12 protein-coding genes are annotated in these 15589 nt (G+C 44.5%); 8 read left to right on the top strand and 4 right to left on the bottom strand.

The features are described from left to right. Window positions 1-14 precede the first annotated feature (14 nt). The 4 genes from GPK88_RS02200 (at window position 15) to GPK88_RS02185 (ending at window position 5740) form a co-directional block, all read left to right on the top strand. Entirely contained in the window at window positions 15-1496 is a 1482-nt protein-coding gene (locus tag GPK88_RS02200) for an InlB B-repeat-containing protein (RefSeq protein ID WP_215707502.1), read from the top strand. Between the two features lie 178 nt (window positions 1497-1674). Beyond that, window positions 1675-3066 (top strand): asparagine--tRNA ligase, encoded by a 1392-nt coding sequence (asnS, locus tag GPK88_RS02195; RefSeq protein ID WP_173762349.1) that lies wholly within the window; start codon window positions 1675-1677, stop codon window positions 3064-3066. A gap of 37 nt (window positions 3067-3103) precedes the next feature. Continuing rightward, complete coding sequence (locus GPK88_RS02190; RefSeq protein WP_173762348.1) at window positions 3104-4165, top strand: metallophosphoesterase family protein; 1062 nt, start codon at window positions 3104-3106, stop codon at window positions 4163-4165. 27 nt (window positions 4166-4192) lie between these two features. Continuing rightward, window positions 4193-5740 carry an ATP-binding protein gene (locus GPK88_RS02185; protein WP_215707501.1) on the top strand — a complete coding sequence of 516 codons (1548 nt, stop codon included), beginning with the start codon at window positions 4193-4195 and terminating at the stop codon, window positions 5738-5740. Window positions 5741-5827: 87 nt separating this feature from the next. On the opposite strand, the gene prs is transcribed toward GPK88_RS02185, so the two are convergent. The 4 genes from prs to murC all read right to left on the bottom strand — a co-directional run bounded on the left by prs (window position 5828) and on the right by murC (window position 10830). Beyond that, window positions 5828-7012 carry a ribose-phosphate pyrophosphokinase gene (prs, locus tag GPK88_RS02180; protein WP_148445899.1) on the bottom strand — a complete coding sequence of 395 codons (1185 nt, stop codon included), beginning with the start codon at window positions 7010-7012 and terminating at the stop codon, window positions 5828-5830. Between the two features lies 1 nt (window position 7013). Then, window positions 7014-8000, bottom strand: a complete 987-nt coding sequence (locus tag GPK88_RS02175; protein ID WP_173762346.1) for an ATP-binding protein — start codon at window positions 7998-8000, stop codon at window positions 7014-7016. Between the two features lie 22 nt (window positions 8001-8022). Next, the gene (locus tag GPK88_RS02170; RefSeq protein WP_173762345.1) at window positions 8023-9126 is read right to left on the bottom strand and encodes a DnaD domain protein; all 1104 of its coding nucleotides are present in this window, start codon (window positions 9124-9126) and stop codon (window positions 8023-8025) included. 324 nt (window positions 9127-9450) lie between these two features. Beyond that, window positions 9451-10830, bottom strand: coding sequence for a UDP-N-acetylmuramate--L-alanine ligase (gene murC, locus GPK88_RS02165; protein WP_173762344.1), 1380 nt, complete (start codon window positions 10828-10830; stop codon window positions 9451-9453). A gap of 310 nt (window positions 10831-11140) precedes the next feature. Between murC and GPK88_RS02160 the strand changes: the two genes are divergently transcribed. The 4 genes from GPK88_RS02160 to GPK88_RS02145 all read left to right on the top strand — a co-directional run bounded on the left by GPK88_RS02160 (window position 11141) and on the right by GPK88_RS02145 (window position 15537). Beyond that, on the top strand, window positions 11141-12418 hold the full coding sequence (locus tag GPK88_RS02160; protein ID WP_173762343.1) for a glucose-1-phosphate adenylyltransferase: 1278 nt from the start codon (window positions 11141-11143) through the stop codon (window positions 12416-12418). Then, entirely contained in the window at window positions 12415-13536 is a 1122-nt protein-coding gene (gene glgD / locus GPK88_RS02155; RefSeq protein ID WP_148445890.1) for a glucose-1-phosphate adenylyltransferase subunit GlgD, read from the top strand. Before GPK88_RS02160 ends, glgD begins: the two co-directional genes overlap by 4 nt. 51 nt (window positions 13537-13587) lie before the next feature. Further along, the gene (spoVG, locus tag GPK88_RS02150; RefSeq protein ID WP_148445888.1) at window positions 13588-13884 is read left to right on the top strand and encodes a septation regulator SpoVG; all 297 of its coding nucleotides are present in this window, start codon (window positions 13588-13590) and stop codon (window positions 13882-13884) included. Between the two features lie 261 nt (window positions 13885-14145). After that, a complete protein-coding gene (locus tag GPK88_RS02145) occupies window positions 14146-15537 on the top strand; it encodes a PcsB-like coiled-coil domain-containing protein (protein ID WP_173762342.1) in 1392 nt (463 codons plus the stop codon). Window positions 15538-15589: the final 52 nt, after the last annotated feature.

Here is a 15589-nt window from a genome sequence, read left to right as displayed (position 1 = left end):
AGGAGTTTATTTATATGAAAAAAACACAGAGAACCGGAAAAGCCTTTCGAATAAAATGGCTTGTACTGGCACTTGCTGCGATGGCACTGATTCTTATGCCAGCTGCTTCGCAGAAGGTATCAGCAAGTAAACTTGTTTATACTGTGAAGTTTAATAACAATTCCGGTACCAGTAAAAGCAAAACCTATACATCATTGACACGGAATGTCACACTGAACACAACGATTAAGCTTCCGTCCGTTCCGAAAGCAGTCGGTTATCAGAACCTTGGCTGGACCACACAGAAAGGAAGCACCAAGGTTGTATATAAGGCCGGCGCAAGTGTAAAAGTCAAAAAAGATATGACACTGTATGCGGTTCGCAGAAAGAGCAAGTACTATACAGTAAGTTTTTATCTCGGAAACGGAAGCACCAATGCTGCCTACAAGAAACTTACCAAGAGTGTGGAAGAGGGCACTTATTATACATTGCCTTCCGTACCGTCCAGAACTGGTTATGTAAACCTGGGATGGTCCACAACCAAGAATGGCAAGTCTTCCACCGCAAAAAAAGCAGGAACAAAGATCAAGATAGCAGGCAACATCAAATACTATGCAGTGCAGATGCAGTCAGTCAGTGTAAATCTCTGCAAGGCAAACGGAACCGTATGGAAGACGGTAACGCTTGGAAAAGGCGGATACCTGAAGCTTCCTTCCGCATCCAATGCATCAGGATATACGTTTATGGGATGGTCGAAGACTAAACGCTCCGGCTCAGCGGCAGCTCCGGATTATGAAGCAGGCGAACTTTTGAAAGTCAGCAAAAACACCGGCCTGTATGCTACAGTATTTAACCGCTCTAAAGAGAGAGATATTACAGCAGATGAGATGGCACGCCCGGCTGTCGGAATGAAATACAGCAAAGTGATTTTTGTAGGAGATTCCCGTACAGTTGGAATGTATGCAACACTGAATAAGCAGATCGGCAGTTCATCGTCCAGTGGAGTTTCCTTTGTGGCAAGTGCAGGCCAGGGCCTGAGCTGGTTCCAGAGTGAAGGCTATGCAAAATTGCTTAAAGAGGTTGAGAAAGCCGAAGGATCTCTTCCGGTGGCGGTAGTCTTTAATCTTGGTGTAAATGATATGGCGAATGCAAGCAATTATGTAAGCTATATGACCAATATTGCATCTACACTGAAAAATAAAAACTGTAAACTGTTTTACATGTCTGTAAATCCGCTTAACAGTACCATGATTACGAAAGCAGGAAAAGGAAGCCGAACAGAGGCACAGGTCAGAGAGTTTAACAGCAAGATCCGCTCGGGACTTTCTGCAAATTACAAGTATATTGATACCTACAGTGTACTGATGAAAACCGGATACGGAACCAACGCTTCTTATAATGGGGAAGACAGTGTCAGTGACGACGGACTTCATTATACAACCAAAACATTCAAGAGAATCTATTATTACTGCGTGATTTATCTGAATACAGGAAGCATTGATTCATTCTATTATTAACGGTTTGACAGCAAAGCTGATCCCGCATACCGGAATCTGTCCGGTATGCGGGATTTTTTATCCCTGTGAGAATTACTCCTTGCACGAACCATAAGAATAGTCTATACTTAATTCGATACGGACATTTGGAAGTCCGCAGGGACGTGTAATCCTGAATATGAGGAATGAGGTATAGATTATGAAACTGACAACAGTGAAAGAAATTTACAGAAACCGTGAACAGTATCTCGATAAAGAGATCACCGTAGGCGGCTGGGTACGAAGCGTTCGTGATTCCAAGGCTTTTGGCTTTATCGTACTTCATGATGGAAGTTTTTTTGAGACTCTTCAGATTGTATATCATGACAATATGGAGAATTTTGCAGAAGTTTCCAAACTGAATGTTGGAGCAGCCATCATTGTAAAAGGTACACTGGTAGCTACCCCGCAGGCGAAGCAGCCATTCGAGATCCAGGCAACAGAGGTATCCGTAGAGGGAACTTCCGCACCGGATTATCCGCTGCAGAAGAAGCGTCACAGCCTTGAATATTTAAGAACTATGACCCATTTAAGACCGAGAACCAACACTTTCCAGGCTGTATTCCGTGTACGTTCTCTCTGTGCATATGCCATCCATAAATTTTTCCAGGAGAGAGGCTTTGTTTATGTGCATACACCGCTGATCACAGGAAGTGACTGTGAAGGTGCCGGAGAGATGTTCCAGGTAACAACACTTGATCCTGCGAACATGCCGATGACAGAAGATGGAAAGGTAGATTATTCACAGGATTTCTTTGGAAAAGAGACCAACCTTACTGTAAGCGGCCAGCTGAATGGTGAGACTTATGCACAGGCATTCCGTAACATCTACACATTCGGACCGACTTTCCGTGCAGAGAATTCCAACACAACCCGTCATGCAGCTGAGTTCTGGATGATCGAGCCGGAGTGTGCATTTGCAGATCTTCAGGATGATATGGAGCTTGCGGAAGCTATGCTGAAATATGTGATCCGTTATGTCCTTGAGAACGCACCGGAAGAGATGAATTTCTTCAATTCTTTCATAGATAAGGGACTTCTTGACAGACTGAACCATGTGCTTAATTCTGAGTTTGCACATGTAACTTACACAGAGGCTGTTGAGATTCTTGAGAAAAACAATGACAAATTTGACTATAAGGTATTCTGGGGATGCGATCTTCAGACAGAGCATGAGCGCTATCTGACAGAACAGATTTACAAGAGACCGGTATTTGTTACTGATTATCCAAAGGAAATCAAAGCATTCTATATGAAGCTGAATGAGGATGGCAAGACAGTTGCAGCTATGGACTGCCTTGTACCGGGAATCGGAGAAATCATCGGAGGAAGCCAGAGAGAGGATGATTACGGTAAACTGAAAGCACGTATGGACGAGCTTGGACTGAAACCGGAAGATTATGACTTCTATCTGGATCTTCGTAAATACGGTTCTACCCGTCATTCCGGATTTGGCCTTGGATTTGAGAGATGCGTTATGTATCTCACAGGTATGGGTAACATCCGTGATGTGATTCCGTTCCCGAGAACTGTAAAGAACTGCGATCTTTAATGATTGCGTGTAAGGAATACACAAGGGAGACACTATTATGAGATTTATTCATCTTGCAGACGTGCATCTGGGCGCTGTTCCTGACAGGGGCTGCCCATGGAGCAAAGAGCGGGAGGAAGAAATCTGGAGCACTTTCCGCCGGGTTATTGCGGGCATCCGCGAAGATCCGGTGGATTTGCTATTTATATCCGGAGATCTGTTCCACCGCCAGCCGCTTATGAGAGAGCTTAAGGAAGTGAATTATCTGTTTTCCACCATTCCGGACACCAGAGTGTATCTGATGGCGGGAAACCATGATTTTATCAGCAGGGATTCTTTTTACAATACATTTGAGTGGAATTCCAATGTGACTTTTTTCAAAAGCAGAGAACTGACCTGTGTCAAAGATCCAAGGCTGGATGTTTATGTGTACGGACTCAGTTATTATGACAGAGAAATCAAAGAAGGGCTTTATGATAAAGCTGTGCCGATTCAGGAAGAGGGAATTCATATTCTTCTTGCCCATGGCGGAGATGAGAAACACATTCCGTTAAGTGCGGCTTCCCTGGCTGCGGCAGGATTCGATTATGTGGCACTGGGACATATCCATAAACCACAGATTCTGATTCGTGACCAGGCCGCTTTTTCAGGTGCGCTGGAGCCCATCGACAGGAATGATACCGGAGAACATGGCTATATGGAAGGACGTCTGGTGGATGGGAGAATCCGCACGGAATTTGTTCCGTTTGCCTGCCGTTCCTATCAGCAACTGGTGATGCCTCTTCATGAAGAAACAACGCAGATTTCCTTGGAAGAAGCTGTGAAATCTCAGATTTTCCGCAGAGGCGGCAGGAATATCTACCGGATTATCCTTCAGGGAATGCGGTCGCCGGATATTCTTCTGATTCCGGAAAAACTGAAAAGTCTGGGAAATATCACAGAGGTGGTAGATGAATCCTGGCCTGCCTATGATCTGGAAGATCTTTATAAACGGTACAGCGGTACGCTGATTGGCGATTATATCGGTTATTTTCTTGCCAAGGGAAGGATGGATACTGTGGAAAAAAAGGCACTGTATTATGGACTTCAGGCACTGCTTGAGACAAGCAGCAGGCGATAACCAGAAAGCGCAGGAGGATAGTGGAAGATGGTTATCAGACGTTTGAAAATAAAAAATTTCGGTAAAATACGGGATAAGGATATGGAACTTTCTCCGGGGATCAATGTACTTTACGGAGAGAATGAGAGCGGGAAAACAACAACACATACCTTTATCCGTTCCATGTTTTACGGGGTTCGCAGACTTCGTGGAAAAGCCTCTCAGAATGATACATATACGAAATATGAACCCTGGGAAAATCCGGCGGAATATGGCGGAATTCTTTGGTTTACAAGTAAGGGAAAGAATTATCGTCTTACCAGAAATTTTTACAAAGAAAAAAAACTGGGGGAGCTTCTCTGCGAGGATGATGGAAGTCTTGTGGATGCGGAACAGGGAGCTCTAGGTACGATTCTCGGAAATGTGAGTGAGGCAGTTTATGATAACACGGTTTCCGTGGCGCAGCTGAAAAGCGTTACCGGAAAAGATCTCGTCCGCGAACTGCAGAACTACATGGCAAGCTATCAGGGAACCGGCGACAGTTCCGTGGATATGGGACGTGCCATGCAGATGCTGAAAATGTCCAGAAAAGGATATCTGACAGAATCTGCACGCAGAAAAAAAGACCTGGAAAAAGAAAAGGAAAAAATTTCCGCAAATATGGAATATATCCGTCGGGAAATCAGAGAACTGGATGAAAAGCGGGACAGAATTACACAGCAGCAGAATGGCATGAATATGGGAACCCGGGATAAAAGCACGGAAGATCTTCTGGAACTTCGAATTGACCGTGTGAAAAGAAGACGGGAGCTCAACGGGGCATTCCTGGCGGTTGTTTTTCTGTGCGGTATTGCCGGAACCGGCTGCCTGGCAGCTTTTTCCGGACAGATTATTTTAAGTCTCCTTGCCGGTGTGGCAACAGCGGGAGTTACAGTGGCAGCTTTGTTTTTCCATGTACGGCTGAGCCGGGAACTGAATAAAAGAGAACGTCAGAGAGAGCGCTGGCTTTCCAGACATGATGAACTGACCTGGAACCGCAACAGCCTGGACAGTGACTATGAAGAAAAATATACGGCACTTTCCAATCTTCAGTCAGAACTTCAGGAATGTGAGGAAAATACAGAGGTATTAACTCCGGAAGAAATGGAAATCCAGGCACTGAATATGGCTATGGATACGATTGAAGCACTTTCAGGAAACATCACCGATCAGGTAGGAATCCGCCTGAAACGCCGTACCTCAGAAATTTTAAGTGAGATTACCGGTGGAAAATACCGGGAAGTTCTGATGGATGAGGAACTTCACATGTCTGTGAATACCGGTGACAGAACCGTTTCCATTGAACGACTGAGCCGGGGGACTCTGGAGCAGATTTATTTTGCACTCCGTATGGCGGCAGGAGAGCTTTTTTGTAAAGAAGAACCGTTTCCTGTAATCCTGGATGATGTATTTGGAATGTATGACGAAGACCGGCTTGCGGCAGCTCTCCGGTGGCTTCATAAAGAAAACAGACAGGTGATTATAAGCACCTGCCACAAGAGAGAAATGGAAATTCTGGATAAAGAAGGAATTCCATATCAGAAACTTTTTCTGTGAGGATGAATAAAAAACAGCGGTTACACTTTCTGACAATCAGGATACTGATTACAGAAAGCGTAACCGCTGTTTCTTTTTTGGGATTATTTATTTCTCATACTGGCTCATGTAGTTTGTTACACAGCGTTTGATTCTGTCTACCGGATTCAGAAGGTGGCTGACAGAAGTATCATGATTCAAAGTATCAATAATCAGTGCGATGTACTTGCTCATATCACAGCTGATGTAGTATGGCTTCTCAAGAAGCTCCGGTGCCTGGTAAACCAGGTTGGTAGTAAGGAGTTTGTCGAAGTAGCCTTTCTTGTAAGCATCGTCAAATTTCTCAAGCCCGTCTGTGAAGAAACCGAATGTAGAGCAGATATAAACCTTGCCTGCTCCTTTCTCTTTCAGGAGAGAAGCGATTTTCAGGATTGTATCACCGGAAGAAATCATATCATCGATCAGGATCATATCCTTGCCTTCAATCTTCGGTCCGAGGAACTCATATGCAGCAATCGGATGACGGCCATTTACATATCTTGAGTAATCCAGACGTTTGTAGTACATACCCATATCAACACCAAGAACGTTGGCGAGATAGATTGCACGGCTCATGCTTCCCTCGTCCGGGCTGATGGTCATGAAATGATCTTTGTCAATGTGGAGTCCTTCTTCATTTTTAAGAAGAGCCTTGATAAACTGGTAAGATGGCTGTACAGTCTCAAAGCCGTGAAGAGGAGTTGCGTTCTGTACACGGGAATCATGTGCGTCAAAGGTGATGATATTCTCAACACCCATGTCGATCAGCTCATGAAGTGCATTGGCACAGTCAAGAGACTCTCTTCCGACACGTTTGTCCTGGCGGCTCTCATAGAGATATGGCATGATTACGTTGACTCTGCGGGCCTTTCCGCCTACAGCAGCGATAACACGCTTCATATCCTGGAAGTGATCATCCGGGGACATAAGATTTGTGTAAGGTCCGATCGGATAGGATAAACTGTAGTTAGTTACGTCTACCATGACGTAAATATCATCGCCACGGACAGATTCATTGATGGTACATTTACCCTCGCCGGAACCGAAACGTGGAGTCTTGGCATCGATGATGTAAGAGTCACGCTTGTATCCCTCGAATGCGAAGGAATCCATTCCAGGATACTGTCTTTCGGCACGCCATTTAACCAGCCAGTCGTTCACTTTCGCACCTAATGAGCTGCAGCTCTGAAGGGGAATCAGTCCAAGTCTTCCTACCGGGAGTGTGGAAAAATCTTTTGTAGTTACCTGTGCCATTTTAATTTCCTCCTAAAAATATTTTCTGTATACGGATGTCTTTCCCGATCAGCGATATCATCTGATAATTGCTGGCAATACGGGAAAAGGTTCTCTCGGAATAGGTATCCGAGAAATTCTTGAGCGTCAGATTCGTGGAAATGATCGTAGATTTTCTACGCATGATCCGTTCATTGAGACAGAGAAAAAGCTGTGAGGATACGAAACTGTTGGTAAGTTCCGTTCCCAGGTCATCAATGATCAGAAGATCACAGTCATAGATCAGTTCCTCATCAGTGCCGGTATCTTTTCTGGAAAAAGAATTCGCAGCCATCATATCAAAAAGATCGTAGGCTGAAAAGTACAGGACACAGTGGGTGGATCTGAGAAGCTCCCGTGCGATGCAGTGTGAAAGAAATGTTTTTCCCACACCGGTATCGCCATACAAAAACAGGTTTTCAAATTTATGGTCGAAGTCCTGCACAAAGCGCTGTGCAGTATCGTAGGCCCGTCTGGCTGTTTCCAGTGCAGACAGTCCCGTGGCTTCGTTTTTTATTGTAGCAGAATAATAGTCAAATGAAAAGCTGTCAAAATTTTCTTTTTCCAGAATTTCGTTCAGATTGGACTGTGCATAGAGCAGTTCGATCTCAGCTTTTTTAAAACAGGTGCATTTTTTGCTGCCAATGTAGCCGGTGTCCTGACAGGCAGGACAGGTATAAGGCATTTCCAGATAATCTCCGGGGAAGCCGTTGGCAACAAGAAGAGTGATACGCTCATCGGAAAGTTCCTGAATGGCAGCTCTCAGATCAGCAGTGCCCTTCTCTTCCTTGTTTAGGAGACGCCGTACTTTGGCTGCGCTTAAGGTTGCCACCTCATCGTCAATTTCTTTCAGACGGGGGATTTTTCCGTAAGCCTCGGCAGTATGTTCTTCCAGAATCCGGTGGTTCTGTGCCTGACGGCGGCTGTATTCTCTCATTATAGTATCATACTGAAAATTCTGTAAAGGCATAAAAAGCTCCTTCCAGTTTCTGTTACTGGTTGTTTAAAAGACGTTTTTCGTATTCTGCAAAATCATAATCACGCTGGTGGAAATTGTTGAAACGGTTATTATTCTGGGGCTGTGTGGCTTGCTGCTTTTTGGGGGCAACAGATTTCTCAAGCTGACGTTTCTTGTGTTCGGCGTCCAGAATACGGATATCCTCCAACGTATGTACATTTTTCTTTTTCCAGCCCGAGAGTATTTTATCTGCATACTGGAAACTTGGCTGTCCGGTAGCGAGAACTGTCCGGCTGCAGGCTTCCTGGATCAGGTCCAGGTCAAAACCGTAAGTCTTGCGCCAGGTATCAATATAAGTGATTTCGTTATCAACCGGATTACGGCCGCTGATTCCCATTGCTTTCAGAATGGTATAATAATCTTTTGAAAAACGGGAGCTGGCATCGCGGGCCATTTCAACGGTGGTGACGCCGTCTTTCGCCCAGGCGAGGGCAACAGTTTCAATATAACGCATACTCTTGCGGCCTCTGGAAACACAGTATTCCACAAGATATTCAATCAGATCCGCGGACATGTGCAGTTCATCATAGAAGAAAAGAATCTTCTGCATTTCCGTAGGAGTCAGTGTCTTGGCAAGGTACTGCTCGGCGATGTAGAGAAGCTGGCTGATCTCTTCTTTCTGTTTCAGCTCCTTAATCCGGTCCGGAGTAAGGCTGCGGATATAATCAGAAGATTCCGGAATGGTGGTATCTGTATTACCGGAAACGGCAGCAGGTGTTGTCTGAGCAGCAGTTGTACCTGCTTCCATGGAAGCGCTGCTCTCCATATGACCGGCGTCCGCAAATGGTTCCAGAAGAGTAATTCCGGAAAGCTGCTGGTTGGCTGTATAGGTCAGTGAAACTAGTTTCTCAGATTCCCAGTATTTCAGTGCACGGGAGATATCTCTTTCAGTGCAGAAGAGGCAGTCAGCCATACGCTCCAGACTGAAAGAAGAAGGAGCGGCAGATACCATCCGCAGAAGATAGATATATACCTTCACGAACTCTCCGTTGGCACGCGGCATAAAATTGTCAATAAAACGATTGGAAAGAATCGTCACCTCCTGTTCGGAGGAATTCTGAAGCGAAACCAGACTCATGATCAGCAGCTCCCTTTCTTTATCTTTTTCTTTAAGCGGTGCAAAAGCCCGCTTTTGCTAAACAGGATTATAGCACAACCACTTTTAGTTGAGAATAGTTTATTTTCACAGGGGGTGTGCATCAATCCACATGTGGAAAATGTGGATAATGTGGAAAACTTTGAGGATAACATTATCAGCAACTTGCAAAAACCTCGATTTTATAAGAAAAATGCGGTATTTGTTGAAATTGGCTGTTGAATTATGTCAAGTGGGTTATACACAAAAAAATCCACATGCCAGGCACGTCTGGAATGTGCATAAGCATGTGGATAATGTGGATAACTATTTTCCGAGGAGGTGTTCTCCAATATTTACAACGTCTCCGGCGCCCATAGTTATCAACAGATCACCATGTGCACAACTTTTTAAGAGGAAGCTCTCGATTTCATCAAAAGTCGGGAAATATTCGCAGGGGGTTCCAAGTTCCTGGATCTGTTTCTGGAGATCCTGGGAAGAAATACCAAGATCGTCTGTTTCACGTGCGGCATAAATATCAGCCAGCACAACATGGTCAGCCAGAGTCAGGGCTTTTGCAAATTCAGGAAGAAGAGCCTTGGTACGTGTGTAGGTATGAGGCTGGAATACACACCATACTTTCTGATGCGGATAATTCTTCGCCGCGTGAAGGGTAGCTTCGATTTCTGTTGGATGATGTGCGTAATCATCAATGATGGTAACGCCGCCGATTTCTCCCTTGTACTGGAAACGGCGGTCTGTGCCTGTAAAGCTTCCGAGGCCTTTGACAATCACATCATCCGGAAGATCCAGAAGGCGTCCTACGGCAATGGCGGCCAATGCGTTGGAGACATTGTGGATGCCCGGTACACGAAGGTAATAGCTGCCGATTTTTTTGCCCTGGAAAAGAACAGAGAAGGAAGGATGTCCGTATTTATCCCAGGTGATATCTGCAGCTGTATAATCTGCGTCATGCTCAAGACCGTAAGTAAGAACATGACATGGAAGATCACGGGTAATAGTTTCATATTCCGGTGTGTCAGCATTGATGATCAGGGTGCCGTCAGCAGGAAGAAGTTCTGCAAACTTCCGGAAGGAATGGCGGATATCGTCAATATCCTTGAAGAAATCCAGATGGTCCGCATCCATGTTCAGGATGACACTGATTTTCGGGAAGAAGCTTAAGAAGCTGTTGGTATACTCGCATGCCTCTGTAACAAAAGTTTCAGAATTTCCGACGCGGATATTTCCGTGGATAGCAGGAAGGATTCCTCCTACACTGATGGTAGGATCACATTCGCCCTCAAGAAGGATGTGGGAAACCATGGAAGTTGTGGTGGTTTTTCCGTGGGTACCGGAAATTGCGATCGGTGTATCGTAGTTACGCATGATCTGACCGAGAAGTTCCGCACGTGTGAGCATTGGAAGCCCTTTTTCTTTTGCACAGGCGAATTCCGGGTTGTCCGGATGGATTGCTGCTGTATAAACAACCACGTCCACATCATCTTTGATGTTGGCTGCACGCTGTCCGTAGTAGATTACGGCACCGCGCTCTTCCAGGGTACGGGTCAGCGGACTGGCCTTGGCATCGGAACCGGAGATCTTAAAATCTTCTTCCAGAAGGATCTCTGCGAGGCCGCTCATGCTGATGCCGCCGATGCCGATAAAATGAATATGGAGTGGTTTATGAAAGTCTATCTGATACATAATAATCTCCTTATATATGTTATTTTCGGGGTTCTTTAGTCTGTTTTATTATAACGCCAACAGAAACAATTGAAAAGTGGTACTTTTGGATAAAAAATGGTTTTCTACGGAGTGTAAAAGTAACTAGAAAATATTGTTGAAAAATGTTGAAATTTACCAGAAGAATGAAAAGAATGACAAGTCTTACCAATTTATAGTATACAATAGCGATAAAAAAAGTAAAACGCAATCAAAATAATTGTAAAAAATGTTCACTAATACAGTAAAGTATGTTATAATTAAATAATCATAACATACAAGAGGTGATCGCATGATTAAGAAAGAGATGATTGCCATGCTCTTGGCCGGTGGGCAAGGTAGCAGGTTAGGAGTTTTGACAGAAAAGGTTGCAAAGCCGGCAGTCGCTTTTGGTGGTAAATATCGTATTATCGATTTTCCACTGAGCAATTGTATTAACTCGGGAATTGATACGGTGGGTGTGCTGACACAGTATCAGCCGCTTCGCCTGAATACACATATTGGGATTGGTATTCCGTGGGATCTGGACCGTAATGAAGGCGGTGTTACAGTTCTTCCGCCATATGAGAAGAGCACAAGCAGCGAATGGTACACAGGAACTGCAAATGCGATTTATCAGAACCTGGCTTATATGGAACAGTATAACCCGGATTATGTACTGATTCTTTCCGGTGACCATATTTATAAGATGGATTACGAAGTGATGCTGGATTTCCACAAGGTGAACAAGGCAGATATTACCATTGCATGTATGCCTGTTCCGATCGAGGAAGCCAGCCGTTTTGGTATTATGGTCACTGATGAGAGTAACCGTATCACTGAATTTGAGGAGAAACCGGAACATCCAAGCAGCAATCTTGCTTCTATGGGTATTTATATTTTCTCATGGCCGGTTCTGAAGGAAGCGTTGATTGCGCTGAAAGATCAGAACGGATGTGATTTCGGTAAACATATTCTTCCGTACTGCAAGGAGAAGGGACAGCGCCTTTTTGCCTATGAGTACAATGGTTACTGGAAAGATGTCGGAACACTGGGTTCTTACTGGGAAGCAAATATGGAGCTGATCGATATCATTCCGGAGTTTAATCTCTATGAAGAATTCTGGAGAATTTACACCAAGGGTGATGTGATTCCTCCGCAGTATATTTCCGAAGATGCGGTTGTGGACAAATGTATCATTGGTGAGGGAACCGAAATCTACGGTGAAGTACATAATTCAGTAATCGGTCCGAATGTTGTTATTGGCAAGGGCAGTGTGATCCGTGATTCTATCATCATGAAGAACACATCTGTTGGTGAGAATGTTGTTATGGATAAAGCCATTGTGGCAGAGGATGTTGTTGTGGGAAATAACGTTGTAATCGGATGTGGTGAGGAAGCACCTAATGTTCTGAAACCTGCCGTATATTCCTTCGGCCTTGCGGCAATCGGAGAAAACAGCGTGATTCCGGACAATGTTAAGATCGGTAAGAATACCGCCATCTCAGGCGTTACAACGAAAGAAGACTACCCTGACGGAGAGCTGGCAGCTGGCCAGGTAATTGCAGCAAAGGACGGTGGGAAAGAATGAGAGCGATAGGTATTATTTTGGCAGGCGGTAACAATAACCGTATGAGAGAATTATCAAACAAAAGAGCGATTGCGGCGATGCCTATTGCAGGAAGCTACCGTGCAATCGATTTTGCCCTCAGTAACATGGCGAATTCACATATCCAGAAGGTTGCTGTGCTGACACAGTATAATGCCCGTTCCCTCAATGAGCATTTAAGCTCATCCAAATGGTGGGATTTCGGAAGAAAGCAGGGAGGGCTTTATGTTTTTACGCCAACCATTACCAGAGACAACAGTTTATGGTATCAGGGAACTGCTGATGCGATTTATCAGAATCTGACTTTCCTTAAGAACAGCCATGAACCGTATGTTGTAATTGCTTCCGGCGATGGAATCTACAAGCTGGATTACAATAAAGTTCTGGAGTATCATATTGCGAAACGTGCAGACGTTACCGTTGTATGTACCACATGCCAGGATCAGAGCCAGGTTGAGAGATTTGGTGTTCTTCGTATGAATGAAGACTGCCGGATTGAGGAATTTGAGGAGAAACCGATTGTTTCTTCTTATAACACTGTGTCTACAGGTATCTATGTCATCCGCAGAAGACAGCTGATTGAGCTGATCGAGCGTGCGGCCCAGGAGGGAAGACATGATTTTGTAAATGATATTCTCATCCGATATAAGAATCTGAAGAGAATTTATGGATATAAGATCGATACCTACTGGAATAACATCTCTACTGCAGAGGCTTATTATCAGACAAATATGGATTTCCTGAAACCAGAGATCCGTAATTATTTCTTTAAACAGGAACCTGCAATCAAGACCAAAATTGCAGACGTGCCACCGGCAAAATATAATCCTGGTGCAGCTGTAAAGAACAGCCTGATATCCAGTGGATGTATTATCAACGGAACCGTAGAGAATTCTGTTTTGTTCCGTGATGTATTTGTAGGCAATAACTGTGTAATCAAAAACTCTGTAATTCTCAATGATGTATACCTTGGAGATAATACACATATTGAGAATTGCATTGTTGAGAGCCGGGATACCATCCGGGCGAATTCATATTACTGCGGCGAAGAAGGAGAAGTGAAAATCGTCGTGGAGAAAAACGAGCGCTACGTATTGTAAATGCAGAAATTCCCGCAGATACGTTTAGCGAAATGAAAGGGGCAAGTAACAATGAATATTACAGATGTACGTGTGAGAAAGGTAGCAAAAGAAGGGAAAATGAAGGCCGTTGTGTCTGTCACTATAGATGACGAGTTTGTGGTACATGACATTAAGGTAATCGAAGGAGAGAAAGGTCTGTTTATCGCAATGCCGAGCCGCAAGGCAAGTGACGGAGAATATCGCGATATCGCACATCCCATTAACTCCGCAACAAGAGAGCGGATTCAGACCATTATCCTGGACAAGTATCAGGAAGTAATGGCTGAGGAAGCTGAAAATGAGGTTCTTATGGAGGCTGCAGAGTAAATACAGCCAAAGGGTGTATGGCAATGACAGCGGAGAAAGATCCGCATAGCTGACGACTTGGGAATTGAGACTGCATAAGATAAGGTAAATAAAAAGCTGTTGTTTTACATGGAAAATCTGTAAAGCAGCAGCTTTTTTGGTGGGCTTTTGTTGCAGAGAAATTGTAATTATTACGTATTTGTTACAGAAATAAAATAAAATTGTTGCTTTTTATGAAAAATGTGTTATACTATAACCCATGAAAGGACGAAAGGTGTTTATATGAAGAATAGAAAAGTTTTCACATTACTGCTGACAGGTATGCTCACCCTTTCCATGGGAAGCACTGTATATGCATCCAGCACAGAAGCTGCCATTGCAGATGCACAGGCGCAGAAACAGGCCGCTCAAGAGGGTCTGGCGCAGGTACAGAGCAGCATCGGAAGTCTGGAGAGCAAGAAGCAGGAGCTGGAGAGCTATCTGGCCGATTTAAACGCACAGTATGAGGATCTTACCAACAGTATTGCAGAACTGAGCATTCAGGCTGCCGAGAAGGAAGAAGAATTAAATAGAGTAAAAACCGAACTTACAAAAGCAAAAAAAGCTTCTGCAGATCAGTACGAATCCATGAAGCTTCGAATTGCATATATGTATGAGAATGCCGGAACTTCCGCATTGGAAACATTGCTTTCCTCCGAGAGCCTGGCAGAATTTCTGAACCGCGCAGAGAATGCGATCCAGATTTCCACATACGACAGAAATATGCTGGATAAATACATAAGCCTTCAGAAAAATATTCAGGAAAATGAACAGAAGGTAGAGACAGAATCAGCAGAGATTGATAATCTGATGACAGAGCGTGCGTCCAAACAGCAGGAAGTGCAGTCCATGGCCGCAAGTACAAGCAGCGATATCAACTCTTATGTGAGTCAGATCAGTGCCAGCCAGGAAGAAGCCCAGCAGCTGATGGCGGATATCAGCAATGCGGACAGCAGTATTACTGCTCTGGTACAGCAGGCAGAAGCTGAGAAAGCAGCCGAAGAGAAAAGACAGGCGGAAGCTGCAGCAGAGGCGAAGAGACAGGCAGAGGCAGAAGCAGCAGCTGAGGCGGAAGCCGCACAGGATACAGAAGAGAGCGATGCAGACAGCAGTTCCGGTTCTGAGGATACAGCAGCGGATGATTACGATTACGGATATGACCCGGATGAGGATACTACAGAATCTTCCAGCAGCTCTACAAGTTCTGAGGTTGTTGTAGAGGAAGAAGATGAGGAAGACGATGTACAGTCTGGAAGTTCTTCAGATTATTCTGATGAGAGTTCTGAGGACACATCATCCGAAGATACATCTTCAGATACAACCGATACATCTTCAGATTCCGGTTCTTCCAGTCAGGGAACTTACCTTGGAAACTTTACACTGACTGCATATTGTAACTGTGCACAGTGTTGTGGTACAGCAGGTAATCTTACAGCCAGTGGTACGGTTCCGACAGCAGGACGTACAGTTGCAATGGCAGGAGTACCTTTTGGAACCAAACTTCTGATCAATGGTAATGTATATACAGTAGAGGATCTTGGAACTCCTTACGGACATGTAGATATTTATTGTGGAAGCCATGAGGAGGCATTAAGTTTCGGACTTCAGTCTGCGGATGTATATCAGGTAGGCTGATTCTGACAGGGGGAGAAAATATATAAGATGAAGACAGCACCGCAGAATCGTG

The sequence above is a fragment of the Blautia sp. MCC269 genome (assembly GCF_018785655.1).
Taxonomy (GTDB): Bacteria; Bacillota; Clostridia; order Lachnospirales; family Lachnospiraceae; genus Blautia_A.
The sequence above is the reverse complement of the archived record's forward strand: the minus strand, read 5'-3'. Positions and strand labels throughout refer to the sequence as shown.

What these genes read in the sequence shown, in the direction of transcription:
- GPK88_RS02200 (WP_215707502.1), top strand. Translation starts at nt 15, where the DNA reads ATGAAAAAAACACAGAGAACCGGAAAAGCCTTTCGAATAAAATGGCTT.
- asnS (WP_173762349.1), top strand. Translation starts at nt 1,675, where the DNA reads ATGAAACTGACAACAGTGAAAGAAATTTACAGAAACCGTGAACAGTAT.
- GPK88_RS02190 (WP_173762348.1), top strand. Translation starts at nt 3,104, where the DNA reads ATGAGATTTATTCATCTTGCAGACGTGCATCTGGGCGCTGTTCCTGAC.
- GPK88_RS02185 (WP_215707501.1), top strand. Translation starts at nt 4,193, where the DNA reads ATGGTTATCAGACGTTTGAAAATAAAAAATTTCGGTAAAATACGGGAT.
- prs (WP_148445899.1), bottom strand. Translation starts at nt 7,012, where the DNA reads ATGGCACAGGTAACTACAAAAGATTTTTCCACACTCCCGGTAGGAAGA.
- GPK88_RS02175 (WP_173762346.1), bottom strand. Translation starts at nt 8,000, where the DNA reads ATGCCTTTACAGAATTTTCAGTATGATACTATAATGAGAGAATACAGC.
- GPK88_RS02170 (WP_173762345.1), bottom strand. Translation starts at nt 9,126, where the DNA reads ATGAGTCTGGTTTCGCTTCAGAATTCCTCCGAACAGGAGGTGACGATT.
- murC (WP_173762344.1), bottom strand. Translation starts at nt 10,830, where the DNA reads ATGTATCAGATAGACTTTCATAAACCACTCCATATTCATTTTATCGGC.
- GPK88_RS02160 (WP_173762343.1), top strand. Translation starts at nt 11,141, where the DNA reads ATGATTAAGAAAGAGATGATTGCCATGCTCTTGGCCGGTGGGCAAGGT.
- glgD (WP_148445890.1), top strand. Translation starts at nt 12,415, where the DNA reads ATGAGAGCGATAGGTATTATTTTGGCAGGCGGTAACAATAACCGTATG.
- spoVG (WP_148445888.1), top strand. Translation starts at nt 13,588, where the DNA reads ATGAATATTACAGATGTACGTGTGAGAAAGGTAGCAAAAGAAGGGAAA.
- GPK88_RS02145 (WP_173762342.1), top strand. Translation starts at nt 14,146, where the DNA reads ATGAAGAATAGAAAAGTTTTCACATTACTGCTGACAGGTATGCTCACC.